Source organism: Edwardsiella sp. A.80236 (assembly GCF_044540725.1).
Taxonomy (GTDB): domain Bacteria; phylum Pseudomonadota; class Gammaproteobacteria; order Enterobacterales; family Enterobacteriaceae; genus Edwardsiella; species Edwardsiella tarda.
Window position 1 is genome coordinate 1 of record NZ_JBIUCY010000020.1, and the last position, 19,480, is coordinate 19,480.

Below are 19,480 nucleotides of genomic sequence, written 5' to 3' on the forward strand. Positions count from 1 at the left end.
TAAATCGTGGTGTGCCCATACGCTCTCCTATGCTCAAACTATAGGGCAGGATCGTCTACTGGGGTGGGGTCAGTCCATCTTCCTTAAATTCAGGTGTAAATCGTGGTGTGCCCATACGCTCTCCTATGCTCAAACTATAGGGCAGGATCGTCTACTGGGGTGGGGTCAGTCCAAACTATAGGGCAGGATCGTCTACTGGGGTGGGGTCAGTCCAATCTATAGGGCAGAATCGTTTACTGGGGTGGGGTCAGTCCATAAATGACTCTGAGGTGTCTGTTAAACCTGTAACGATTCAAATGTTGACTTCATTCATTACTGAATCACCTAACGCTTATTGAATTTAACTCATGCTAGTAAAACGAAAAAAAATACTAAGTTAAACAATTAGATATTACTAACACATAGTTTTGTTTAGGCCTATTGCTCAGTTAGAACTACATAGCAAAAAATTAATTTCATCATTTAATATTAACATATTGTAGTTTATTTAGCTTTTATTGTATATGTTTTTTTGACCGCAGACATACTATGTGCAACTAATTAATTAGTTAAACAATCTAAAATTTAACAAGATAACGATCTTTTATTTTGTATAACCTATTTAACACAGCGCAATAAAACTATTAAATACGACAAAAAAAGAATAAACATCCACTCATTTGTTATTGAGTAAGATAAAAGATCGCTAATTTTTATTTTCTTGGAAGAAAAAACTGTGATAAAAATGAAATAAATAATGTCAATCTAAACATACTAAGCATTAGAAAGGATAATAATGTAAATGCAGGAAAGTTCTTCCTTTTTTATAAATAAGGATAAAGCAGCACTAATACCAGGAGAGATATCAGAGTCTCATTTTTGGTTATTAATAGAATTATCTCCTATTAGGAGTGAAAAAGTAGTTCGGGCATTAATGGATTTTCTCGTATTAGGATATACACGAGGAGAGGCATGCGAAAAATACAAAGTATCCCTAAGTTATTTTTCTGTAAGTCTAAAAAGACTTACTCATGTTAATAATATTGTTGGACAGATGGCAAGCTACTATTTATTTGAACATTAGAATATGACAGCATTGAGCTATTACAGCATTATAATTTGCTGATATTAGTGAGCTTCTCAAGCTTACTAATACCAGCAAAATATTTATGCTGGTATATTTCATTATAAAAAAGGAATGGTTGAAAATGATTAAAAGTGTAATGACTGGTGCAATTGCAATGGCTCTGGTTTCTTTTGGTGCTAATGCTGCGACAAATCAAGGGTCTGGTACCGTTAATTTTAAAGGGGAGATTATTAATGCTCCGTGTGGTATTTCCCCAGAGTCAGCGGATCAGACGATTGATTTTGGCCAAATTTCTAAAGCTCACTTAAATAGTGGTGGAATTTCTACTAAAAAAGACGTAAATATTAAACTGGTTAATTGTGAACTGGGGGGCGTTGATAAAACAGTTCAAGTCACTTTTAGTGGTAACACTGTAGATGGTGGTAAAAAAATGCTGGGTGCTTCAAATACTGGCGCAGGCATTGTAATGGTTGGTCAAGATGGTAAAGATGTTGAATTTGGGAAAGCTACTGCTGCGATTCCCATCACTGATGGTTCTAATACTCTGCACTATCAGGCATGGGTGACTGCAGCTAATACTGGTGCCCCAGCAGTCACAGAAGGTGCTTTTACAGCAGTTACTGACTTTACTCTGGCATATCAATAATCGTTACATCCAGGCTTAATAAGGTAGGATCTTTAGATCCTGCCTTATTGTATCACCGTGGCAGAAGGAGTAATGCATGTACTGGCGCATCGTCCTCTCAGTAATATTTTTTTGGAGTGCAATAGTTCAATCTACACCTTTGCCTTCATTTCCCCCTCCCAGTATGAACCTACCTGAATACTGGAATGAGGGACATGTCTGGTGGCATGGTCGGGCAAGTTTTAAAGGGGAGGTGATTGCTCCGGCCTGTACATTAGCAATGGAAGATACATACCAATCGATTGATATGGGGGCGACTCCAGTTCGTGATTTACAAAATAGTTTCGCAGGGCCTGAAAAACGTTTCAGGCTACGGCTGCGCAACTGTGAGTTAGCTGTAATAGGAGATAGAGCTTACACAGGAATCCGTGTCCGGGTAACTTTTGATGGTATTAAGGGAGAGACCCCTGAAAAGTTTTTATTAATTGGTCAGGCAAAAGGCATAAATCTACAAATATTTGATAATCAGGGTAACTTGATCCAGGTTGGGAAAGCAATGCCACCATTATTACTCGAAGGGAATGAGGATGAGCTGGATTATACCTTGCGTGTTGTCCGTAATGGACAGCCTTTAAAGGCCGGGGATTATTATGCTGCATTGCGATTTAAAGTAGATTATGAATAACAAACAAATAGCAACACCCTAGAAATGACGGGTAGAAAATCCCCAAATATTAATTATTTCTACAGAAAAATAAACTCACATCCTGATTGTGTCGGAGTATATGTTTTTTATTTGCAGGGGTGAACTATATTAAAGGTAATGGGTGATAATGAGAATCAATGCCTGTTTTAATATTAATATAATCATATATGTACTAATAGGTTCACTGGTGGGCAAGCAAGCTTATGCTGTCGACTTTAATACAGATGTATTAGATGCTGAAGATAGAAATAATATTGATTTTTCTCGTTTCTCTCAAGCTGGCTACATTCTACCTGGTCATTACCAGATGGAAATTATGGTAAATGACCAGAATATTTCTCCATCCACTTTCCAAGTTAATGTTGTGGAATTACCAACCTCGGAAGGAGATGGCGAAAAAAAGAAACCATTACCGCAAGCTTGTCTAACACCTGATATGGTAGAGCGGATGGGATTAACCGCTTCAGCATTAGAAAAAGTAAAATACCAGGGACACGAGCAATGTGCCAACTTTCAGCAGTTACCTGGCGTGGAAGTTCACCCAAATCCGCCAGAGGGTACCCTGCATATAAATATACCTCAAGCTTGGCTAGAATACTCCGATGCTTCCTGGTTGCCACCATCGCGTTGGGATAATGGTATACCTGGGCTACTTTTTGATTACAACATCAGTGGAACTGTCAATCAGCCTCATCAGGGAAAGCAATCTCAGTCTGTTGGGTATAACGGTACCGCAGGTATTAATTTTACTGCATGGCGCTTGCGGGCTGATTACCAAGGAAATCTAAACCATACAACTGGGAGCGATAAGGGAAGCGAGAGTCAGTTCACTTGGAGTCGCTTTTACATGTATCGCGCTATTCCACATTGGCATGCAAATCTGACGCTAGGTGAGAACTATATCAATTCAGCGATTTTCAGTTCATGGCGTTACAGCGGAGCTAGCTTGGAAAGCGATGAGCGTATGTTACCGCCAAAATTACGTGGCTATGCACCGCAAGTTTCAGGAATCGCGGATACAAATGCGCGTGTCGTGATTTCGCAGCAGGGACGCATCCTTTATGACTCTACCGTGCCGGCTGGCCCATTCACTGTTCAAGACTTGGACAGTTCTGTACGTGGCCGCCTAGATGTGGAGGTTATTGAGCAAAATGGTCAGAAGAAGACTTTTCAAGTTAATACGGCTTATGTGCCTTATCTGACTCGGCCAGGGCAGATACGTTACAAGCTGATTTCAGGGCGATCTCGAAGTTATGAGCATTTCACTGAAGGTCCGATATTTACTGCTGGAGAGGCATCATGGGGTATCAGCAATCAATGGTCGCTTTACGGTGGAGCTATCATTGCTGGGGATTATAACGCTCTGGCTGTCGGTGTCGGCCGTGATCTGAGTGAGTTCGGCACATTATCGGCAGATGTGACGCAATCAATGGCTCGTCTATCTGGAATAGATGCAAAGCAAGGAAAGTCTTGGAGTCTGCGTTACTCCAAGCGCTTTGATGACATGAATGCAGATATTCAGTTCGCCGGATACCGTTTCTCTGAGCGAAACTATATGACGATGCAGCAATATCTCGATGCACGTTACCGTAATGATTTTACAGGACGAGAGAAAGAGCAATATGATCTATCACTAAATAAGAATCTTGAGGATGGAAAGACCTCACTTAGCTTACAATACAGCCACCAAACCTACTGGGATCGTCGCACCGCAAACTATTATACATTATCGCTAAATCGTTATTTTGATATATTTGGTTTTAAAAATATTTCAGCTGGCTTGAGCGCTTCTCGCTCTCGCTATCAACAAAGTAGCAATAGTGACGGAGGAACATATAACGATTCTGTTTTTCTGCGCTTGTCTGTGCCATGGGGAACAGGTACCGCCAGTTACAGTGGTAGTATGAGCAATGACCGTTACACTAATGTAGTGGGGTATAGCAACACACTAAATGGGGGGTTGGATAATTATAGCCTAAATGCAGGTATCAATGCAGGTAACGGCCAACCATCACAAGGTCAAATAAGCGCCTATTACAGCCACAGTAGCCCATTAGCGAATCTATCAGCAAACTTTTCCGCAGCACAGAATAACTATACCTCATTTGGAATGAGCGTATCAGGTGGTGCCACTCTCACCACTAAAGGTGCAGCCTTGCATGCCGGAGGAATGAATGGAGGCACTCGACTGCTGATCGATACCGATGGCGTCGGTGATGTACCTGTCGACGGTGGCAGAGTCTCAACTAACCGTTGGGGTATTGGTGTAGTGACAGATGTGAGTAGCTATTACCGTAATACGACCTCGGTAGATCTGAATAAACTGCCGGAAGATATGGAGGCAACTCGTTCGGTAGTGGAGTCTGTATTAACGGAGGGAGCCATTGGTTACCGAGAGTTTGCGGTACTTAAAGGATTACGTTTGTTCGCTGTGCTGCGATTGACTGACAACAGCTATCCACCATTTGGTGCCAGTGTGACAAACGCGAAAGGACGTGAACTGGGTATGATAGCAGACAGTGGATTAACTTGGCTGAGTGGGATAAATCCCGGTGAAACTTTGAATGTAGGCTGGGACGGTAAAACGCAGTGTGTGGTAGATATTCCCGGAAATCTAGAGTCGACAAAACAACTACTACTTCCATGTCGTAAAGCGAAGTGACGGAATGCATGTAAACAAATGAACGATGTTGTTTTGTAGATAGAACACCATCGGCACAAAAACAGAGAGAAGAAAGTAATGGTAAAAATGAAACTGGCGATGAAAAAGACGCTGATGGCGGTAGCGTGCCTAAGTGTAGTACCTGTAGTACAGGCAGCGATTTCTCTAGATCGTACGCGTGCAATTTTTAACGGTGGAGAGAAATCGATAACACTGAATATTGCTAACGACAATAAACAGTTACCATATCTAGCACAGGCCTGGATAGAGAATGAAAAACAAGAAAAAATCATCACCGGACCAATAGTAGCTACACCACCGGTACAGCGACTAGAGCCGGGAGCTAAAAGTATGGTTCGTTTGAGCAGTACTCCTGATATCAGTAAACTTCCTCAGGATCGTGAGTCCCTATTTTACTTCAATCTTAGAGAAATACCTCCAAGAAGTGATAAAGCGAATGTGCTTCAGATAGCTCTACAGACCAAAATCAAACTATTTTATCGACCAAAAGCTATCGAAACACAACCGAATACTGTATGGCAAGATCGATTAGTACTGAATAAAACATCTGGCGGATATCAGATTGAGAACCCTACCCCCTACTACATAACCATAATTGGTCTAGGCGGCAGTGAAAAGCAAGCTAAAGAGGGAGAGTTTGAAGCAGTAATGCTAGCACCAAAATCAGCGCAAACAGTAAAGTCGGTAACATACCATACTCCGTACTTAAGCTACATCAATGACTACGGTGGCCGCCCAGTCCTGCCGTTTACCTGTAGTGGCAATCGCTGTACAGCAGTCAAGAAATAAGGACGTAAAGTTGGATGAGGTGGCGGAAATGAGCAGGACAACAGCAGAGATCTATCTAGCTGCACTACTGGTAACCTGTAGCATGAACAGTGTTCTGCAAGCGGATGAACTAGTGAGGCAAAATGATTTTTTTGCAGCAGATGAGACCCGTCATCAGTGGGTGAGTGAATATAACGGCCGAACAGGGATGCTGCTAGTAAGTGGTGCATTACTTTCATCCCCTTGTAAACTTGAGACGACTGAGGTAGCGCTACCCTTACAAAAACGTGTCAACGGTATGATTACGCGTTATGAGCTAAAACTGAATTTACTGGGCTGTGGTGATGGTGGCGCAGTGACATCCACTAAATCACCCGCAGGACGTACCAGTATGATGGTGATGCAAACAGCCCTATTGACTGGAGTTGAGAGAGGTGTATTCCAGCCAAGCGAACAGATGATCAGCAGTGGTCGTGCCATCATGTTCGGTGGAAAAAACCAACTTACCTACTGGTTGAGTGAAGCACAACAGCAGGTACTACTAAACCAACAAAAATCAGTTAGGACACAGGGAAAGTCCTATATGAATCAACAAAACAACATAGCCCTACTACATTTACGGTTGGACTATGAATAAGAGGGAGAGTCGTTATGTTAAATAACAACGTGTCCAAGATGTTACTTTATTCCCTACTATCCATAGTACTTTTACCTGCAGCAGGAGGGGCATCCGAGTTAGGTTTTAAGGGTAGTCTTTTAGACAGACCTTGTCAGATTGCAGCAGCAAGTTTAATACAGGATGTTATATTTAAAGCTCGACCAGCAAAAGATTTTTGGCATTTTCCAGGGCGCTCACCAACAGAGTCCTTTTCAGTAAAGCTGATAAACTGCCACCTGACCACATTAGGGAAATTCGTTCGTCTGACATTCCATGGGGAGCCTGAACCTGCATTATCTGGCTATCTGAAAGTTGGTGGTATAAATAGCGGGCGTCTAGGGATTGGCATTGTGGATACAGATGGAAAAACTTTTCTACCTTTAGGGGAAGTACATAATAAAGGTAATGGCAACGAAGTGACTAAAGACAGCATTACGTTGATATATAACGCATATATTCAAGCAACGCCAGAAGCAATCAACACTAAAAGTGTAGAACCCGGTAGCTTTTATGCAATGGCAACTTTTGAACTGAGCTACAATTAAAAAACGAACAATGAGGTCAAGTGATTTTATGAAAACCATTAACAATAAGATAACGGCAATGGCGATATTCTGGTGTATGTTGACTGTCGGTGTACAAGCCTCAGACAACTTGCAATTCAAAGGTAATCTTATCGTTCCAGATTGTACGATTAATAACGGAAATTTGATTGAGACAAATTTTGGTAATATTGAAATACAAACACTAAGTACTGCGAACACAGGCTATAATTGGGAGACAATTCGAGTACCGGTGAACTGTCCTTATAACCTTGGGAAACCGAAAATAAAAATAACAGGAAGTCAAGCTTCTGTGGCTCAAAACAGTATAAAAACATCTAAGTATGATACTGAAAAACTGGTTATTTATCTTCACCAAGGAACAAAGGAAAACATAGGTCAAGGAATAAATCTAGGAACTTATCAGAACCTTTCTAATAATGCCATCAATAATATAGGCGGTAGTAATTATGAAGTTATAATTACTGCAGGTGTGGGGCATGAAGGAGGCATAGAACTATTAACAGCAGGGGAGTTTTCATCGTCGGCTAATATGGAAGTTCGTTACGAATAAAATTGACAGAGATTATGATATGTCACTTTTTATGGATGAGAGATACATAGTCATATCGTAACTATTGTATGAGTATACATCTTTATTCAAAAATGTTCTTAACATTAAATAGATAGGCATAGAATGATAACTATAGTTTTAGCAGCAGAACAAGCAGATAGTAATAGTGGATACTCACCAAAAATCTCATCTGGTGCAACCATGATATATAGGGCAGTGTAGCGAGAGTGAAGTAATCCTCAACGAGTAACGCAGAGGTTAATAATATTAAATAAAAAATAAAAAAGGAAAAAAATGACAAAATCAAAAAAAATCTCACAATATATGTTTATAGGTCTTGTGTTATTATTTTCCATGCAGGTATCGGCAATCGATGTCCAGATAAATGTTACTGGGACACTACAGATACCACCTTGCAAAATAAATGATAATAAAGTTATTGAGGTAGATTTTGATAATATTTCAATTACAGATATAGAAAATGAGAAGCACCAGAAGAAAGTTAGCATACCTGTCAACTGCAGTGACTCTCAAGGAGACGCGTGGATTAAGGTTACAGGTACAAAACTAAGTGGTAATACTAATGTACTTGCAACAAGTATCCCAAACTTCGGCATAGCTCTTTATCAAGGAAGTGGCATGACAACGAAATTAAATCTAGGTGATGGAGAAAGTAATGGACAAAATACAATAGGCTACCCTCTGACGGATGGTTTCTCTGGTAAAAGTTTTACATTTACAGCAGTACCTGTCAAAAATGGCGTTGATGAGTTATCAACAGGTAAATTTAGTGCCTCAGCCAATATGAGCATATCTTATTTCTAATATAGATATAAATTACTCACCATTAGTTCCGACACATATTCATCAATATTATCACGTGCATTCCTTAGTGTTTGCGAAAACAAAATAGTCATAAAGCACTATTTATCTAGTAAAATTTTCTACGATGGAGTAAGAAAAATTATAGAAACCCACACACAAAATAAGCAGATACCTTTTATATATTTGAAACTAATTCTGACATCATCTAATGATGCTTTCAATATTTTAAAAACCAATAAACGTTAGGATAATCTTTATGAAAAACAAATACTCTATTGCAATACTCTACAGTGCAGTATTTTTATGCGGTTCAAGCCATGCAAAACTAAACACATATCTTGAGGGTTCAAACTTAGTCACTTCATTTTCTGCGATCGCAGATATTCCTCCGTTTTTAAAACAAGGAGATTTACTTAGCATCCGTACGCTTACTCCTCCTGGGAGCGGAGCATTATATACAGCAACATTAAACTGGACCCCTGGAGATACAGGATGCTCCTTCCCATCATCTAAACCAAAAAAATACGAGCTTTATAATTGGCCACCTTTTATAGAAATGGGAAATATGAGATTAGATCTCGTAGATTCAGAATCAATGGGGATTGAAACTGGTAAAGCACCAAGAATATGTGCTGATTATCAAATTGGAGGTAGTGCAACAGGAACACGAAGTGATAGGGAATTTGTTGGTAATGGAATGAAGAAGACATATAGGGTATCTCAGATATATCAAGCAGGTAGTGATAGTAAAGCAGTAAGTATATATGTAACATCTGGACGTTCTGAGTATAGTGAGGGTGAAATTATATCTAAATTAAAGAATTACTTATACATTTTTAGACCGGTCTCCATAAATATAACAACTAGTGTAAAAAGCTGGTGCTCTGCATCAGTTGGACCAGGGAAAGATATCCAACTTTCTCATGGGGTAATAACCCCTGCTGATATTTCAGGGAACACAGTAACATCTGCAATGCAACTTTCCTGTCAAGGCGAAGGGGCTAATTTTAAATTAAAATGGTTAGATGGTAATAGTGCAGATAATCCAAAAGACATTGACCTTAAAAATGGAATATCTAGCAAGTTAGTTATTAATGGTCTATCCAGTGGTGGAAATATTTATATTCCTAAAGATAGTACAACCTCGATAAATATAAGTTCAATTTTACGAATTAATGGAAGGCTTATCCCTGGTAAGTTCAAAGCATCTCAAGTTTTGCTTATTGATATACAATGAATCATGATATGGCCAATAAAATACTCTTTCTTATGAAGGAGAAACATGCACATGTCAGTCCATTAAAGACTAGAGATATCGCAAATGGTATTGGTGTAACTATCTACTGTGCTACTTATTATTTGAAGAAACTTTCTCATCAGGGATTCGTTACTCCTGAGCAACATGTAAAAGGGAAAGCAACTCGATGGTATCTATCATAACATGAATATATTAATATTAGGCAATGATCTTTATGAAAAAATTGGCATAAAAACCATTCTTTCAAAAAACTTAATTAGAAGTATTTATTTCAATTCCAACATAAATCTTAGTCAAGATGATGTGATAATTATCTGTGCTAGTTCAGCTCCTCTATTAGGATGGTGGGAATATTTGTATTTAGCATATATTTTTAATAAACAATATGGCATGTATGTAATTATTACTTGCCCAGAAAAGATACATAATGCATTCCTTATTAGAAAATGTGGCATCACGTTAATCAGTGGTAGCATTTCATTGTATGGATTTTCAGATAATCTCTTATCAGCAATTAGCTATTTTATAGAGAAAAAAACATCCGTGACTAAAGATACTAATTCTTTTTGGGAATCTTTTTTGACGAATATATCTAAATATGAGAAAACATGTCAAAAAAGCTCAACTACTAATTATCACTATAGATCAACCCTCCTTCAAAGATTAGGTTTTGAGTCTTGGCATGTTTTACGAGTTTTTATGACTGGTTATCTGTAGAGAAAGATAAAGGGAATGAATAATTCTATCACATATAGAAGTAGCATTCTTACATGGATAATATAAATTACTATCATCACTGACACTAGTGAATATAAATAATAAGCATCTATACCATAAACATTTATCGAAAAGTGAATTTACCCAAAACACCTAATCATGATAATAGACTTCTCTTTATTTAAAATATAATTAAGCAAGATATAGATACTTATAATGAACTATATTTCCATAATTCATTAACTAGAAATAGGAAAGTAAAAACCCCAACCGAACTATAGACAACATCCTTCCTTGAAAAAATTTGATCCATCACTAACTATATCAAGCATCTGATGTCCTCCTCTTTCTCTATTTATTTAACCATATTTTTCCCCTAGAAATTTACTTTTAGCTGTAAGCTAACACTCCAAGAGGTTTCTTTACATCATTTCGGAGCATTAGGTAAAACCCCTATATTGACGATCTGCACAGGGTTATCCACATTTTCTGTGGACAATCAACATGATGTGCCTGCATGTTGAGACAACACACCATATGTTGTAATGGTTGTGCTCTATCGACAGATCATTCCACTCCTCAGCCCTTCACCTACCCTTCCTTGGATTCGTGATTTATTCTTGTATGGTGTGTTTTACCGAAAAAAGGATCCAGGCGAGGGGATTTTTTGCAGACGATCCCCGCGTCAGGATCAGGCACAATAGTACAAACACACCCGACAATTAGCAGAAAAAACACGCAATATGCACCATGATACGGATGATCGCGCTACGTGAAAAATAAAAATCCATCAAGGCTATCCTACTGCAGATTTTACGTAGCGCACGCACTATTCATCCCCCTCTCCACTTGGAAGCGGCCAGATCGTCTGGTCGGAAAGGTGGAATGATTTTCTGCTCACTGAACAAAAAGAAGGAGTACCGATGACACTGATCACGCGTGACACCACAGCAGGCCCTCTGCTCACCCCCTCTGGCCAGTCCTTTGATGTCGCTCAAGCCATTGCTCTACGCCGGATGGCCATGAGTACCTCGGACCAGCCGGCCTACCTCTTGGCTCCCGAGATAACAGTGTTACTCGACCATTTTCAAGATCTTCGTAAACGTATGCTGTTCGATTTTTTATGGAATACCGGCGCGCGGATCAATGAAGCCCTGAGTGTTACCCCTCGGGAGATAGTGCTGGATGCGGTCAAACCCTTTGTGATCTTACGAACCCTCAAACAGCGTAATCAAACCGCAGGACGCCGGGGCCGCCCAGGAAAAGATAGTCCCGTAAAACGAACCGTTCCTTTACTCGATCCCCAATTTGTCCGTCGATTACGGGATCACTTGGCAACATTTAATCGTTATGTCACCAGGCCAGTTTGGGAGATTTCGGACGATACGGCACGCAACTGGTTAAAAGAGGCACTACAAGCCGCAACTAATGAAGGGGTTCAGTTCTCCATAGCGAGTATTACGCCGCATACTTTCCGGCATAGCTTCGCCATGCATCTTCTTTATAACCGTGTTCACCCTAAAATTTTGCAGTCTTTTATGGGACACCGTGACTACAAAAGTACCGAGATCTATACGCGGGTGTTTGCACTCGATGTTGCCGGACAGATAGGTGTGAGATTTGGGATGAGCTCAGACGAAGCTCGAGCACTGCTACAGCTTCCCAGTTCAACCCGTTTTCCATGCTAAGCGAAAGGTGGAGAGATTATCTGCATCAGATAATTCTCACGCTATAGGTGGAAAGATTTTATGTCTTCACGCGACGGGTACGTAAACTGATTTCTTTCAGTACCGATTTCTCCAACGCACTGTGACCAATCGTCTTATACCATCCAGCTAACTTTCGGAGATCAGGCACGGTCAACTTAGCCTGATCATCATAATCCAACAAACTGTTACGGTAGTTTGTTAAAACCTGAATACATTTACGCGCCCACTCTCCTTCGGCAGCTGAGCCTGCTGTTACATGGGGACGGCGCGGTAACCGGGGGCGAACAGGTTTTACCACTTCAGGGGTCGACTCGTCGACATAAGCAAAACGGATCGCTGTCACTGAACGTCCGGTTTTTACCGGCTCCCAGATCACCGAAATATCGGTAGCAGCGTTGATCCTATCTATCGACGGTTGAAGCAACTTCTGCCTAAAGTCTCGATAATCTTTATACTTCCCAAGTAGGTTAGCTTTTTCTCGCATCCACTCAATTTCTAATGTCACCTCAATCGCATCATTTTTACGATAGCGATGTAGGTTACGCGCCTTCACTAGCCAACTGTAAAGGCGGATCGAAAAAGGTGTATCGAGTCTCGCTAGATTGAGGAAATCGAGTTTAGTGAAACTCTCTTTAAGTTCGTAAAGATAGGGTGCAACATCTTGGCCAAAGCGTAGAACCACCGCGCTATGATCATCACTGCTGACATACTCTAATCGGGAAAACCAGGACAACTTAACGGTTCGGATTTTTCCATTCTTATCTTCACGGTAGATGGTGACCGGTTTTTTCATCAAACTCTCCGCTGCATCACGCAACTGTCGATGACTACTGGTCACATTCACACCATAGACTTTCTGGTAATCCTTAGGATAGAGCTTATAGAGGGTATCAGGTTGAGGTTTACGGCTATCAATCTGCGCTAAAGCCAGATTCAACAACCTCATCTCATCAAGCGTGACACCATAAGCCCCTTCCAATAAGTCATTTCCCTGAACAACAGTCAGATTGTCATGGTTCATCCCTGTCACCCGATAGTGGAATATTGAAGTAATTATTCCACATAAGATAGGGTGAGGCAAAAAATGTTCAACACATAATCGATTGATAATAATTGATTTTTTTATAACAGGAAATCACTCCACCTTTTCTTCAAGAACCAGGACAGAAAATGTTTCCACCTAAAAAGGAAAAATCATACAACAGGAAATAAATCCACATTAAGGGAACAGAAAATCATTCCACCGTTAGAACCGTACGACTATCAGAAAATGATTCCACCTATAGCAAATAGATCATCGGATCATTATTTAACAAAAGATGATCACTGGTGATGCAATTCAATGATTTATCAACAGAAAATAACTCTACACTAAACATGAAATGGATCCACGTTAATCAGAAAAAGGATCCACACCACACAGGAAAATGCTCCACATCAACACACTCAACACATTGAAAACAAACAAAAAACCAGAGTACAAAGAGAAAGATCTAAAGAGAAAGATCAACAAATGCCTTAGGCATTTGATCTTTTCTTGATCCTTATGAAGAAGTGAAACACATCACTAAACATGATCTAAAAATTGTTTTTATGCTGGATTATTGCTTATACTGATAAAACTTACATAAAGGAGTATAGCCATGTATGCCAACTCTCAAGCAGCAGTCAAGTTAGCACAACGTGCGGATAGAATGCTGCATTCCCTCAGCGAACAGATCCAGCAACAAAAAGCTGAATTAAAAGGTGATACCTTTTATCAGGTTTATGCAAAAGCAGCACTCTCCAAGCTACCTAAACTAACTCGAGCAAATGTTGACTATGCTGTTAGTGAAATGGAGGCCCAAGGCTATAGTTTTGAAAAACGTGCTGCTGGTTCATCTCAAAAGTATGCCCTCACGATCCAGAATATCATTGATATTTATCACTATCGTGGCGTTCCTAAGTATCGAGATCGTTACCATGAAGCGCTTTGCTTGTTTGTAGGTAATCTGAAAGGAGGCGTATCTAAAACGGTTTCGACCGTATCACTGGCCCATGCCTTACGTACTCATCCTGCCTTGTTGATGGAAGACTTGCGTATTTTAGTCATTGATCTTGACCCACAATCCTCAGCGACAATGTTTTTAAATCATCATCATGCTGTTGGCTTGGTTGAGACTACTTCTGCGCAAGCTATGCTACAAAATGTCTCTCGGGAAGAGCTATTGAGCGAGTTTATCGTACCTTCAGTGATCCCGGGAGTCGATGTGATCCCTGCTTCAATCGATGATGCTTTTATTGCCTCTGATTGGGATTCGTTATGTCATGAACACCTCTCAGGGCAAAACCCACATGCTGTTTTACGTGAGAATATCGTCGATAAACTAGTAAAAGATTATGACTTTATCCTCATTGATGGCGGACCTCATCTGGATGCCTTTCTCAAAAATGCGATTGCAGCAGCGGATCTTCTGATGACTCCTATTCCGCCGGCACAAGTCGACTTTCACTCAACACTGAAATATCTCACTCGACTGCCAGAGCTTATCGAGTTGATTGAGCAATCAGGTTATCCGTGTCGTTTGAAAGGCAATATCGGCTTTATGTCAAAATTGTCTAATAAACCTGATCATAAGCTGTGTCACAGCTTGGCAAAGGAGATTTTTGGGGGAGATATGTTGGATGTCAGTTTACCCCGCCTGGACGGATTTGAACGCTGTGGTGAGTCATTTGATACCGTGATTTCTGCTAACCCGGCTACCTATGTAGGAAGTGCTGAAGCATTAAAAAACGCTAGGCTTGCGGCAGAGGATTTTGCGAAAGCCGTTTTTGACCGTATTGAATTTATCCGTATGAACTGAGGTGAGCATGTCTACAAAACGTAAAACGATTGGGCGCACCTTTACTACGCCTTCTCTGACCCCATCAGTTGCCGTTGAGGGGGCAGATTCCTTTAGCCAGGTTTTTACCTTAGCATCAGGAAAAAGAGCGCGATTTACACGGGTGGTGATCCCTTATCATGAGATTGAAACACAAACTTTTGTTGAGCAGGAAACAAACGGTCGAGAACAGGCTGCATTGACTCCTGCGTCATTGCAAAGCATTACTCGGACTTTAGCGATGCAACAATTCTTTCCCGTTATAGGCATACGGCGGAAAGAGCAGATTGAGATCTTAGATGGCTCTCGCCGGCGAGCTGCCGCTTTGTTGGTTGAACGTCCATTAGACGCGATGGTCACAGAAGATGAAATCTCCGTACAGGATGCTCGTCAGCTAGCTCAAGATATTCAGACGGCAAAAGAGCATAACCTACGAGAGATCGGATTACGTTTGCAGTCGTTGCGTAACTCCGGGTTAACCCAAAAAGAAATTGCGAAGCAGGAAGGGTTGTCTGAAGCTAAGGTGACCAGAGCATTGCAGGCGGCGAGTGTACCCTCATCATTGTTAGCTGTTTTTCCTGTACAGTCAGAACTGTCATTTCCTGACTATAAAGTATTGCTGGATATTGATAATAAGCTCCAGTTGTCATCCTATACATCAGAACAATTTGTAGCCTTGCTTCAAGATGAGTTGTGTGAGATCCAGTCTAAGGCTCTGACTCCTGACGAGAGTAAAGATCTCATCATGACATTGTTCCGCAAGCATAGTCATGAACTCACTGATAGTGAGCGTACAAAACCGGTAGTTACCCCATTATGGGATTTTAACGATAAGAATCGTTATGCTCGCAAGAAGCAAAATGGGCGAGTGTTTAGTTATGAGTTTAATCGTCTATCTACCGAGGTACAGAGTGCACTTGATGAGGCGATTCAAGCGGTACTTGCGGCACATTTGGCTCGAGAGAATTCGTAATGTTTCTCCACGTAAATTTCGCTATTAACTAAATGAATTTAAAGAATTTCATGTGAGAATTTCAGGCTGAAATCACCACGATTTCAGCCTGAAGTATACGACTCAGATGGATTTTCCTTAAACCGCTGGTACTGAACAATAGAATATTTCCTTTGGTATCCATCCAGTCTGTCGTTTCACCGCCTTATCGGATCTGAGCACTACCCAGTACTGATACTTGGCAGAACTCATACCTATTCGATACGCCTGCTACTGGCAACCTCTCCGCTTTTCGTTTTGGTGCCATAGGCACTCTGTATTAGCTTGTGAATACTTGTAATGTTTCTCCACGTGATTTCATGAGTTAACAAATTGAATTTAAATGGTTTTTGTTGAAAATTTCAGGGTGAAATCTCCATTGGGTTATCTTGATCCCTGAGCTTGATTTTATCCAGTATGCCGTGAAACTTCCGATTTTCAGAACGGGGATATAAGGTGCGGTTTTCTGCCTAATTTTGTTTAAAATAGTGACATGAATCGACTGTAAGCATTCAACTTCCAGTTAATGCAAGATGGTCAACAGATACGTGAAATGAGGTGTTTCGCCGGTGCCAGTCGTTTCGTTGTCAATCGTGTGCTTGGTACTTCAGAATAAGAATTATGAAGTGGGGTACAAATACATTCCGTACACGAAGATCTGTTTTATTTGAGATGTGTAGTATTCGGTTATCGAAGTGCCTACATGTACTGCAACCCTAGTAATTCTCAACCATAAAGTAGACGTTGCGTCGTATCCTTTTCAGGGCACTTACAATACGGGAGGTGGATGAGATCAAAGAGTCTATCTTATTCTCTGCCTTGAACCCACAGGCGGCAGTCCTCTGGGCGAAGAGCAACGATGAGCAGGGTCACCCCTTGCTCGGTCATATGCTGGATGTTGCAGCAGTGGCTGAGGTGATCTTGGAACTTGAACCCTGTGCAACGCATAGCAGGCTTGCCGGTCAATTTGGTCTGCCCGTTACAGTAACTCTCCGATGGTTAGCTACGCTTGTCGGGTTGCATGACATTGGCAAGGCTATTCCCGGTTTTCAGGCAAAATGGCCGCAGGGATTGGAGCTAGCCAAGACGCAAGGACTGACGTTTTCTGAGGCATCACGTCGCAGCGATCGGCATGACTGGGCTTCGACCGCTATTTTGGAGGCGTGGTTACCGGTACGCACAGGGGCTAATATCACGTGGTGTCAACAGGTGGCCGAAGCGGTCGGGGCGCATCATGGCTACCCGTTACAGCAAAAAGAAATTGAGAGGGGGCTGGCAACAAGGGAAGAGCGAGTTTGGCAACAAGCGCGGCAGGTATTGCTCGATACCTATTGGGAGGTGTTGTCTCCGACAGGAGATATCGTCACCGACGAGTTACCACTACCTGCGATTAACTGGCTTGCCGGTTTGACCTCCATTGCCGATTGGATCGGCTCCAATACCGAGTGGTTCCCAAGTGGAATGCGCTGCGATGATCTCAAGGCGTATTATGCCCATGCCAAGTTATTGGCCCATCAGGCATTGAGAGCTATCGGCTGGCTTCCCTTTACGCCTTTGCTTTCTGCTCCCATATCGCTTGAGCAGCAATTGGGCCTCATCCTCTCTACTGGTACGTCAGTCATGCCAAGAGCATTGCAACGTCAGGGTATTGCCTTGTTGCAAAAGAGCCAAGGACCTGCACTGCTGTTGGTTGAGGCTCCGATGGGGGAGGGAAAAACCGAACTCGCCTTTATGGCTCATTTGTATCTACAGCGTACACTTGGTCATCGCGGCTTCTATCTGGCCCTGCCGACGCAAGCTACCGGTAATGCCTTGTTTGCCCGAGCCCAACAGTTTATTACTGCGTTTACCCATGGGCAAATGCCTGATCTGCAATTGATCCACAGTGGTGCAGCTCGCCAGGAGATGATGGCTGCGCTTCAGGATGTGTGGGGGACTGCGGGTAAGCAGGTTGAAAGTGTAGAGGCGGCGCGCTGGTTTTCTCGTCGTAAGCGGCCACTGATTGCTCCTTATGGTGTAGGCACTATCGATCAAGCATTATTTTCGGTGCTGAATGTGAAGCACCATTTTGTGCGCCTTTGGGGCTTAGCTAATCGAGTGGTAGTACTCGACGAAGTGCATGCCTATGACACTTATACAGAGGGACTTATTGAGGCGCTATTACGTTGGCTTAAAGAGTTGGGATGTTCGGTTATCCTAATGAGCGCAACTTTACCGACAAGGCGCCGTAATGATTTGCTCAAGTCATGGCAAGTGGAGCCAACCGCATTGCCGGTACTGGCGTATCCGCGTCTGGTGTTAGCCGATGCTCGTGGTCTTGACTGGGATGACAAGATAGAAAGTCGGATGATGGCGCCAGTCAGACTGGCTGGATGTGGCACTACACCGGAAGATTTGCTGAGTATTGCACTCGCGTCCCTCGCTCAAGGTGGTTGCGGCGCTATTATCGTCAACACAGTTGAGCGGGCGCAGCAACTCTTTATGCAGCTAAAAGCGCAACTATCTGAAGAGGTTGTGCTTTTGTTATTTCATGCCCGTTTCCCTACTGATGAGCGTGCGCAGCGGGAAGCCGAGGTCATCTCTACTTTTGGTAAGGACGGAGTGCGACCACCTCGAGCCCTGCTGGTAGCGACACAAGTTGTAGAGCAGTCACTCGATATCGATTTTGACTTTCTGTTAAGCGATTTAGCGCCAATCGATCTGCTGTTGCAGCGGGTTGGTCGATTGCACCGCCATCAACGCTCAGCACGTCCTGACGCACATCGCCAACCTGTGCTGACTGTGGCAGGCCTCTTACCGGGCACGTTACCCGATTTGACCACTACCCGTTGGCGCTTTGTCTACGATCCTTATCTACTTGCCATGACCTGGGTTCGTCTCCTGGATGAGACTCATTTGCAACTTCCCTTCGATATTGATCGGTTGGTACAGGCTGTTTATGGTGATGGCACGTTGCCCGATTCGGTTGGGGATGAGCTACGCCGCTATATCGAGGAGTACAGCTACGCCGCGCACCTTGCAGCGTTACAATATCAGCGACAGCTGGCCTGTAATATCGCTATCAGGGCCGAGGCCGATCCGGCATCAGCTTATTCAGGTAAACCGAGGGGCCACGAAGAAGGCGAGGGTGAAGATATGGGGCTCGCTAACTGTACCCGCCTGGGTAAGCCTAGCATCACGGTTATCCCGCTTTTTGCCAGTGAACAAGGTACTACGTTGATACCGGGGGGAAATCTCATTGATCTGAATGCGCCACTGACCCGAGATCTGGCCTGCCAACTCTGTGCCCGACAAGTGAGTATTTCCAATCAAGCCCTAGTCAAGGATATCACGTGCCAACCCGAGGTTAGAGGGTTTGTCGAGAGTCCCTTGCTTCGTTACTGCTATCCACTGTTACTCGATAGTGAGGGAAGGGCGCAGTGGGAAGGCGGGTGGTCTATCCAGCTCGATCAGACATTGGGGCTTATCTATCGGAATAAGGAATAACCCAAGGAGTG

The 19,480-nt window shown here is 42.3% G+C and carries 17 protein-coding genes; 16 read left to right on the forward strand and 1 reads right to left on the reverse strand.

What is annotated here, in order from left to right:
- The first annotated feature begins 781 nt into the window (after positions 1-781).
- From ACEQFP_RS14850 to ACEQFP_RS14910, 13 genes are all read left to right on the forward strand, one after another.
- Positions 782-1,063 (forward strand): PapB/FocB family fimbrial expression transcriptional regulator, encoded by a 282-nt coding sequence (locus tag ACEQFP_RS14850; RefSeq protein WP_074428766.1) that lies wholly within the window; start codon positions 782-784, stop codon positions 1,061-1,063.
- 124 nt (positions 1,064-1,187) lie between these two features.
- Positions 1,188-1,712, forward strand: a complete 525-nt coding sequence (locus ACEQFP_RS14855) for a fimbrial protein (RefSeq protein WP_068872157.1) — start codon at positions 1,188-1,190, stop codon at positions 1,710-1,712.
- 76 nt (positions 1,713-1,788) lie between these two features.
- Positions 1,789-2,376 carry a fimbrial protein gene (locus ACEQFP_RS14860; protein WP_068872139.1) on the forward strand — a complete coding sequence of 196 codons (588 nt, stop codon included), beginning with the start codon at positions 1,789-1,791 and terminating at the stop codon, positions 2,374-2,376.
- Between the two features lie 148 nt (positions 2,377-2,524).
- A complete protein-coding gene (locus tag ACEQFP_RS14865) occupies positions 2,525-5,059 on the forward strand; it encodes a fimbria/pilus outer membrane usher protein (protein ID WP_074428765.1) in 2,535 nt (844 codons plus the stop codon).
- A gap of 78 nt (positions 5,060-5,137) precedes the next feature.
- Positions 5,138-5,869 carry a molecular chaperone gene (locus tag ACEQFP_RS14870; protein WP_074428764.1) on the forward strand — a complete coding sequence of 244 codons (732 nt, stop codon included), beginning with the start codon at positions 5,138-5,140 and terminating at the stop codon, positions 5,867-5,869.
- Positions 5,870-5,897: 28 nt separating this feature from the next.
- The gene (locus ACEQFP_RS14875) at positions 5,898-6,485 is read left to right on the forward strand and encodes a pilus-assembly fibrillin subunit (protein ID WP_068872153.1); all 588 of its coding nucleotides are present in this window, start codon (positions 5,898-5,900) and stop codon (positions 6,483-6,485) included.
- 14 nt (positions 6,486-6,499) lie between these two features.
- The gene (locus tag ACEQFP_RS14880; protein ID WP_396464353.1) at positions 6,500-7,051 is read left to right on the forward strand and encodes a fimbrial protein; all 552 of its coding nucleotides are present in this window, start codon (positions 6,500-6,502) and stop codon (positions 7,049-7,051) included.
- Positions 7,052-7,079: 28 nt separating this feature from the next.
- Positions 7,080-7,622, forward strand: a complete 543-nt coding sequence (locus ACEQFP_RS14885) for a fimbrial protein (RefSeq protein ID WP_068872134.1) — start codon at positions 7,080-7,082, stop codon at positions 7,620-7,622.
- Between the two features lie 294 nt (positions 7,623-7,916).
- The gene (locus tag ACEQFP_RS14890; RefSeq protein ID WP_068872132.1) at positions 7,917-8,447 is read left to right on the forward strand and encodes a fimbrial protein; all 531 of its coding nucleotides are present in this window, start codon (positions 7,917-7,919) and stop codon (positions 8,445-8,447) included.
- Positions 8,448-8,703: 256 nt separating this feature from the next.
- A complete protein-coding gene (locus ACEQFP_RS14895) occupies positions 8,704-9,684 on the forward strand; it encodes a hypothetical protein (protein ID WP_074428762.1) in 981 nt (326 codons plus the stop codon).
- Positions 9,685-9,692: 8 nt separating this feature from the next.
- Positions 9,693-9,887 (forward strand): FaeA/PapI family transcriptional regulator, encoded by a 195-nt coding sequence (locus tag ACEQFP_RS14900; RefSeq protein WP_370548789.1) that lies wholly within the window; start codon positions 9,693-9,695, stop codon positions 9,885-9,887.
- Between the two features lies 1 nt (position 9,888).
- A complete protein-coding gene (locus ACEQFP_RS14905) occupies positions 9,889-10,422 on the forward strand; it encodes a hypothetical protein (protein WP_139108609.1) in 534 nt (177 codons plus the stop codon).
- 923 nt (positions 10,423-11,345) lie between these two features.
- Positions 11,346-12,110: a tyrosine-type recombinase/integrase gene (locus ACEQFP_RS14910; RefSeq protein WP_081307020.1), complete on the forward strand. Its 765-nt coding sequence runs from the start codon at positions 11,346-11,348 to the stop codon at positions 12,108-12,110.
- 58 nt (positions 12,111-12,168) lie between these two features.
- Here ACEQFP_RS14910 and ACEQFP_RS14915 read toward each other — a convergent pair whose 3' ends face one another.
- Complete coding sequence (locus ACEQFP_RS14915; RefSeq protein WP_068872131.1) at positions 12,169-13,152, reverse strand: replication initiation protein; 984 nt, start codon at positions 13,150-13,152, stop codon at positions 12,169-12,171.
- A gap of 622 nt (positions 13,153-13,774) precedes the next feature.
- Here ACEQFP_RS14915 and ACEQFP_RS14920 point away from each other — a divergent pair.
- The 3 genes from ACEQFP_RS14920 (at position 13,775) to cas3 (ending at position 19,469) form a co-directional block, all read left to right on the forward strand.
- Entirely contained in the window at positions 13,775-14,974 is a 1,200-nt protein-coding gene (locus ACEQFP_RS14920) for an AAA family ATPase (RefSeq protein ID WP_068872130.1), read from the forward strand.
- 7 nt (positions 14,975-14,981) lie between these two features.
- Positions 14,982-15,965, forward strand: coding sequence for a ParB family protein (locus ACEQFP_RS14925; protein WP_068872129.1), 984 nt, complete (start codon positions 14,982-14,984; stop codon positions 15,963-15,965).
- An 801-nt stretch (positions 15,966-16,766) separates the two neighbouring features.
- On the forward strand, positions 16,767-19,469 hold the full coding sequence (gene cas3, locus ACEQFP_RS14930) for a CRISPR-associated helicase Cas3' (protein WP_175384172.1): 2,703 nt from the start codon (positions 16,767-16,769) through the stop codon (positions 19,467-19,469).
- The last annotated feature ends 11 nt before the right edge of the window (positions 19,470-19,480 follow it).

Excerpts from the sequence above, each read along its gene's own strand:
- ACEQFP_RS14910 (WP_081307020.1), top strand. The coding sequence starts at position 11,346 with ATGACACTGATCACGCGTGACACCACAGCAGGCCCTCTGCTCACCCCC.
- ACEQFP_RS14870 (WP_074428764.1), top strand. The coding sequence starts at position 5,138 with ATGGTAAAAATGAAACTGGCGATGAAAAAGACGCTGATGGCGGTAGCG.
- ACEQFP_RS14920 (WP_068872130.1), top strand. The coding sequence starts at position 13,775 with ATGTATGCCAACTCTCAAGCAGCAGTCAAGTTAGCACAACGTGCGGAT.
- ACEQFP_RS14925 (WP_068872129.1), top strand. The coding sequence starts at position 14,982 with ATGTCTACAAAACGTAAAACGATTGGGCGCACCTTTACTACGCCTTCT.
- ACEQFP_RS14875 (WP_068872153.1), top strand. The coding sequence starts at position 5,898 with ATGAGCAGGACAACAGCAGAGATCTATCTAGCTGCACTACTGGTAACC.
- ACEQFP_RS14850 (WP_074428766.1), top strand. The coding sequence starts at position 782 with ATGCAGGAAAGTTCTTCCTTTTTTATAAATAAGGATAAAGCAGCACTA.
- ACEQFP_RS14855 (WP_068872157.1), top strand. The coding sequence starts at position 1,188 with ATGATTAAAAGTGTAATGACTGGTGCAATTGCAATGGCTCTGGTTTCT.
- ACEQFP_RS14915 (WP_068872131.1), bottom strand. The coding sequence starts at position 13,152 with ATGAACCATGACAATCTGACTGTTGTTCAGGGAAATGACTTATTGGAA.
- ACEQFP_RS14895 (WP_074428762.1), top strand. The coding sequence starts at position 8,704 with ATGAAAAACAAATACTCTATTGCAATACTCTACAGTGCAGTATTTTTA.
- ACEQFP_RS14880 (WP_396464353.1), top strand. The coding sequence starts at position 6,500 with ATGTTAAATAACAACGTGTCCAAGATGTTACTTTATTCCCTACTATCC.
- ACEQFP_RS14865 (WP_074428765.1), top strand. The coding sequence starts at position 2,525 with ATGAGAATCAATGCCTGTTTTAATATTAATATAATCATATATGTACTA.
- ACEQFP_RS14905 (WP_139108609.1), top strand. The coding sequence starts at position 9,889 with ATGAATATATTAATATTAGGCAATGATCTTTATGAAAAAATTGGCATA.
- ACEQFP_RS14900 (WP_370548789.1), top strand. The coding sequence starts at position 9,693 with ATGGCCAATAAAATACTCTTTCTTATGAAGGAGAAACATGCACATGTC.
- ACEQFP_RS14885 (WP_068872134.1), top strand. The coding sequence starts at position 7,080 with ATGAAAACCATTAACAATAAGATAACGGCAATGGCGATATTCTGGTGT.
- ACEQFP_RS14860 (WP_068872139.1), top strand. The coding sequence starts at position 1,789 with ATGTACTGGCGCATCGTCCTCTCAGTAATATTTTTTTGGAGTGCAATA.
- ACEQFP_RS14890 (WP_068872132.1), top strand. The coding sequence starts at position 7,917 with ATGACAAAATCAAAAAAAATCTCACAATATATGTTTATAGGTCTTGTG.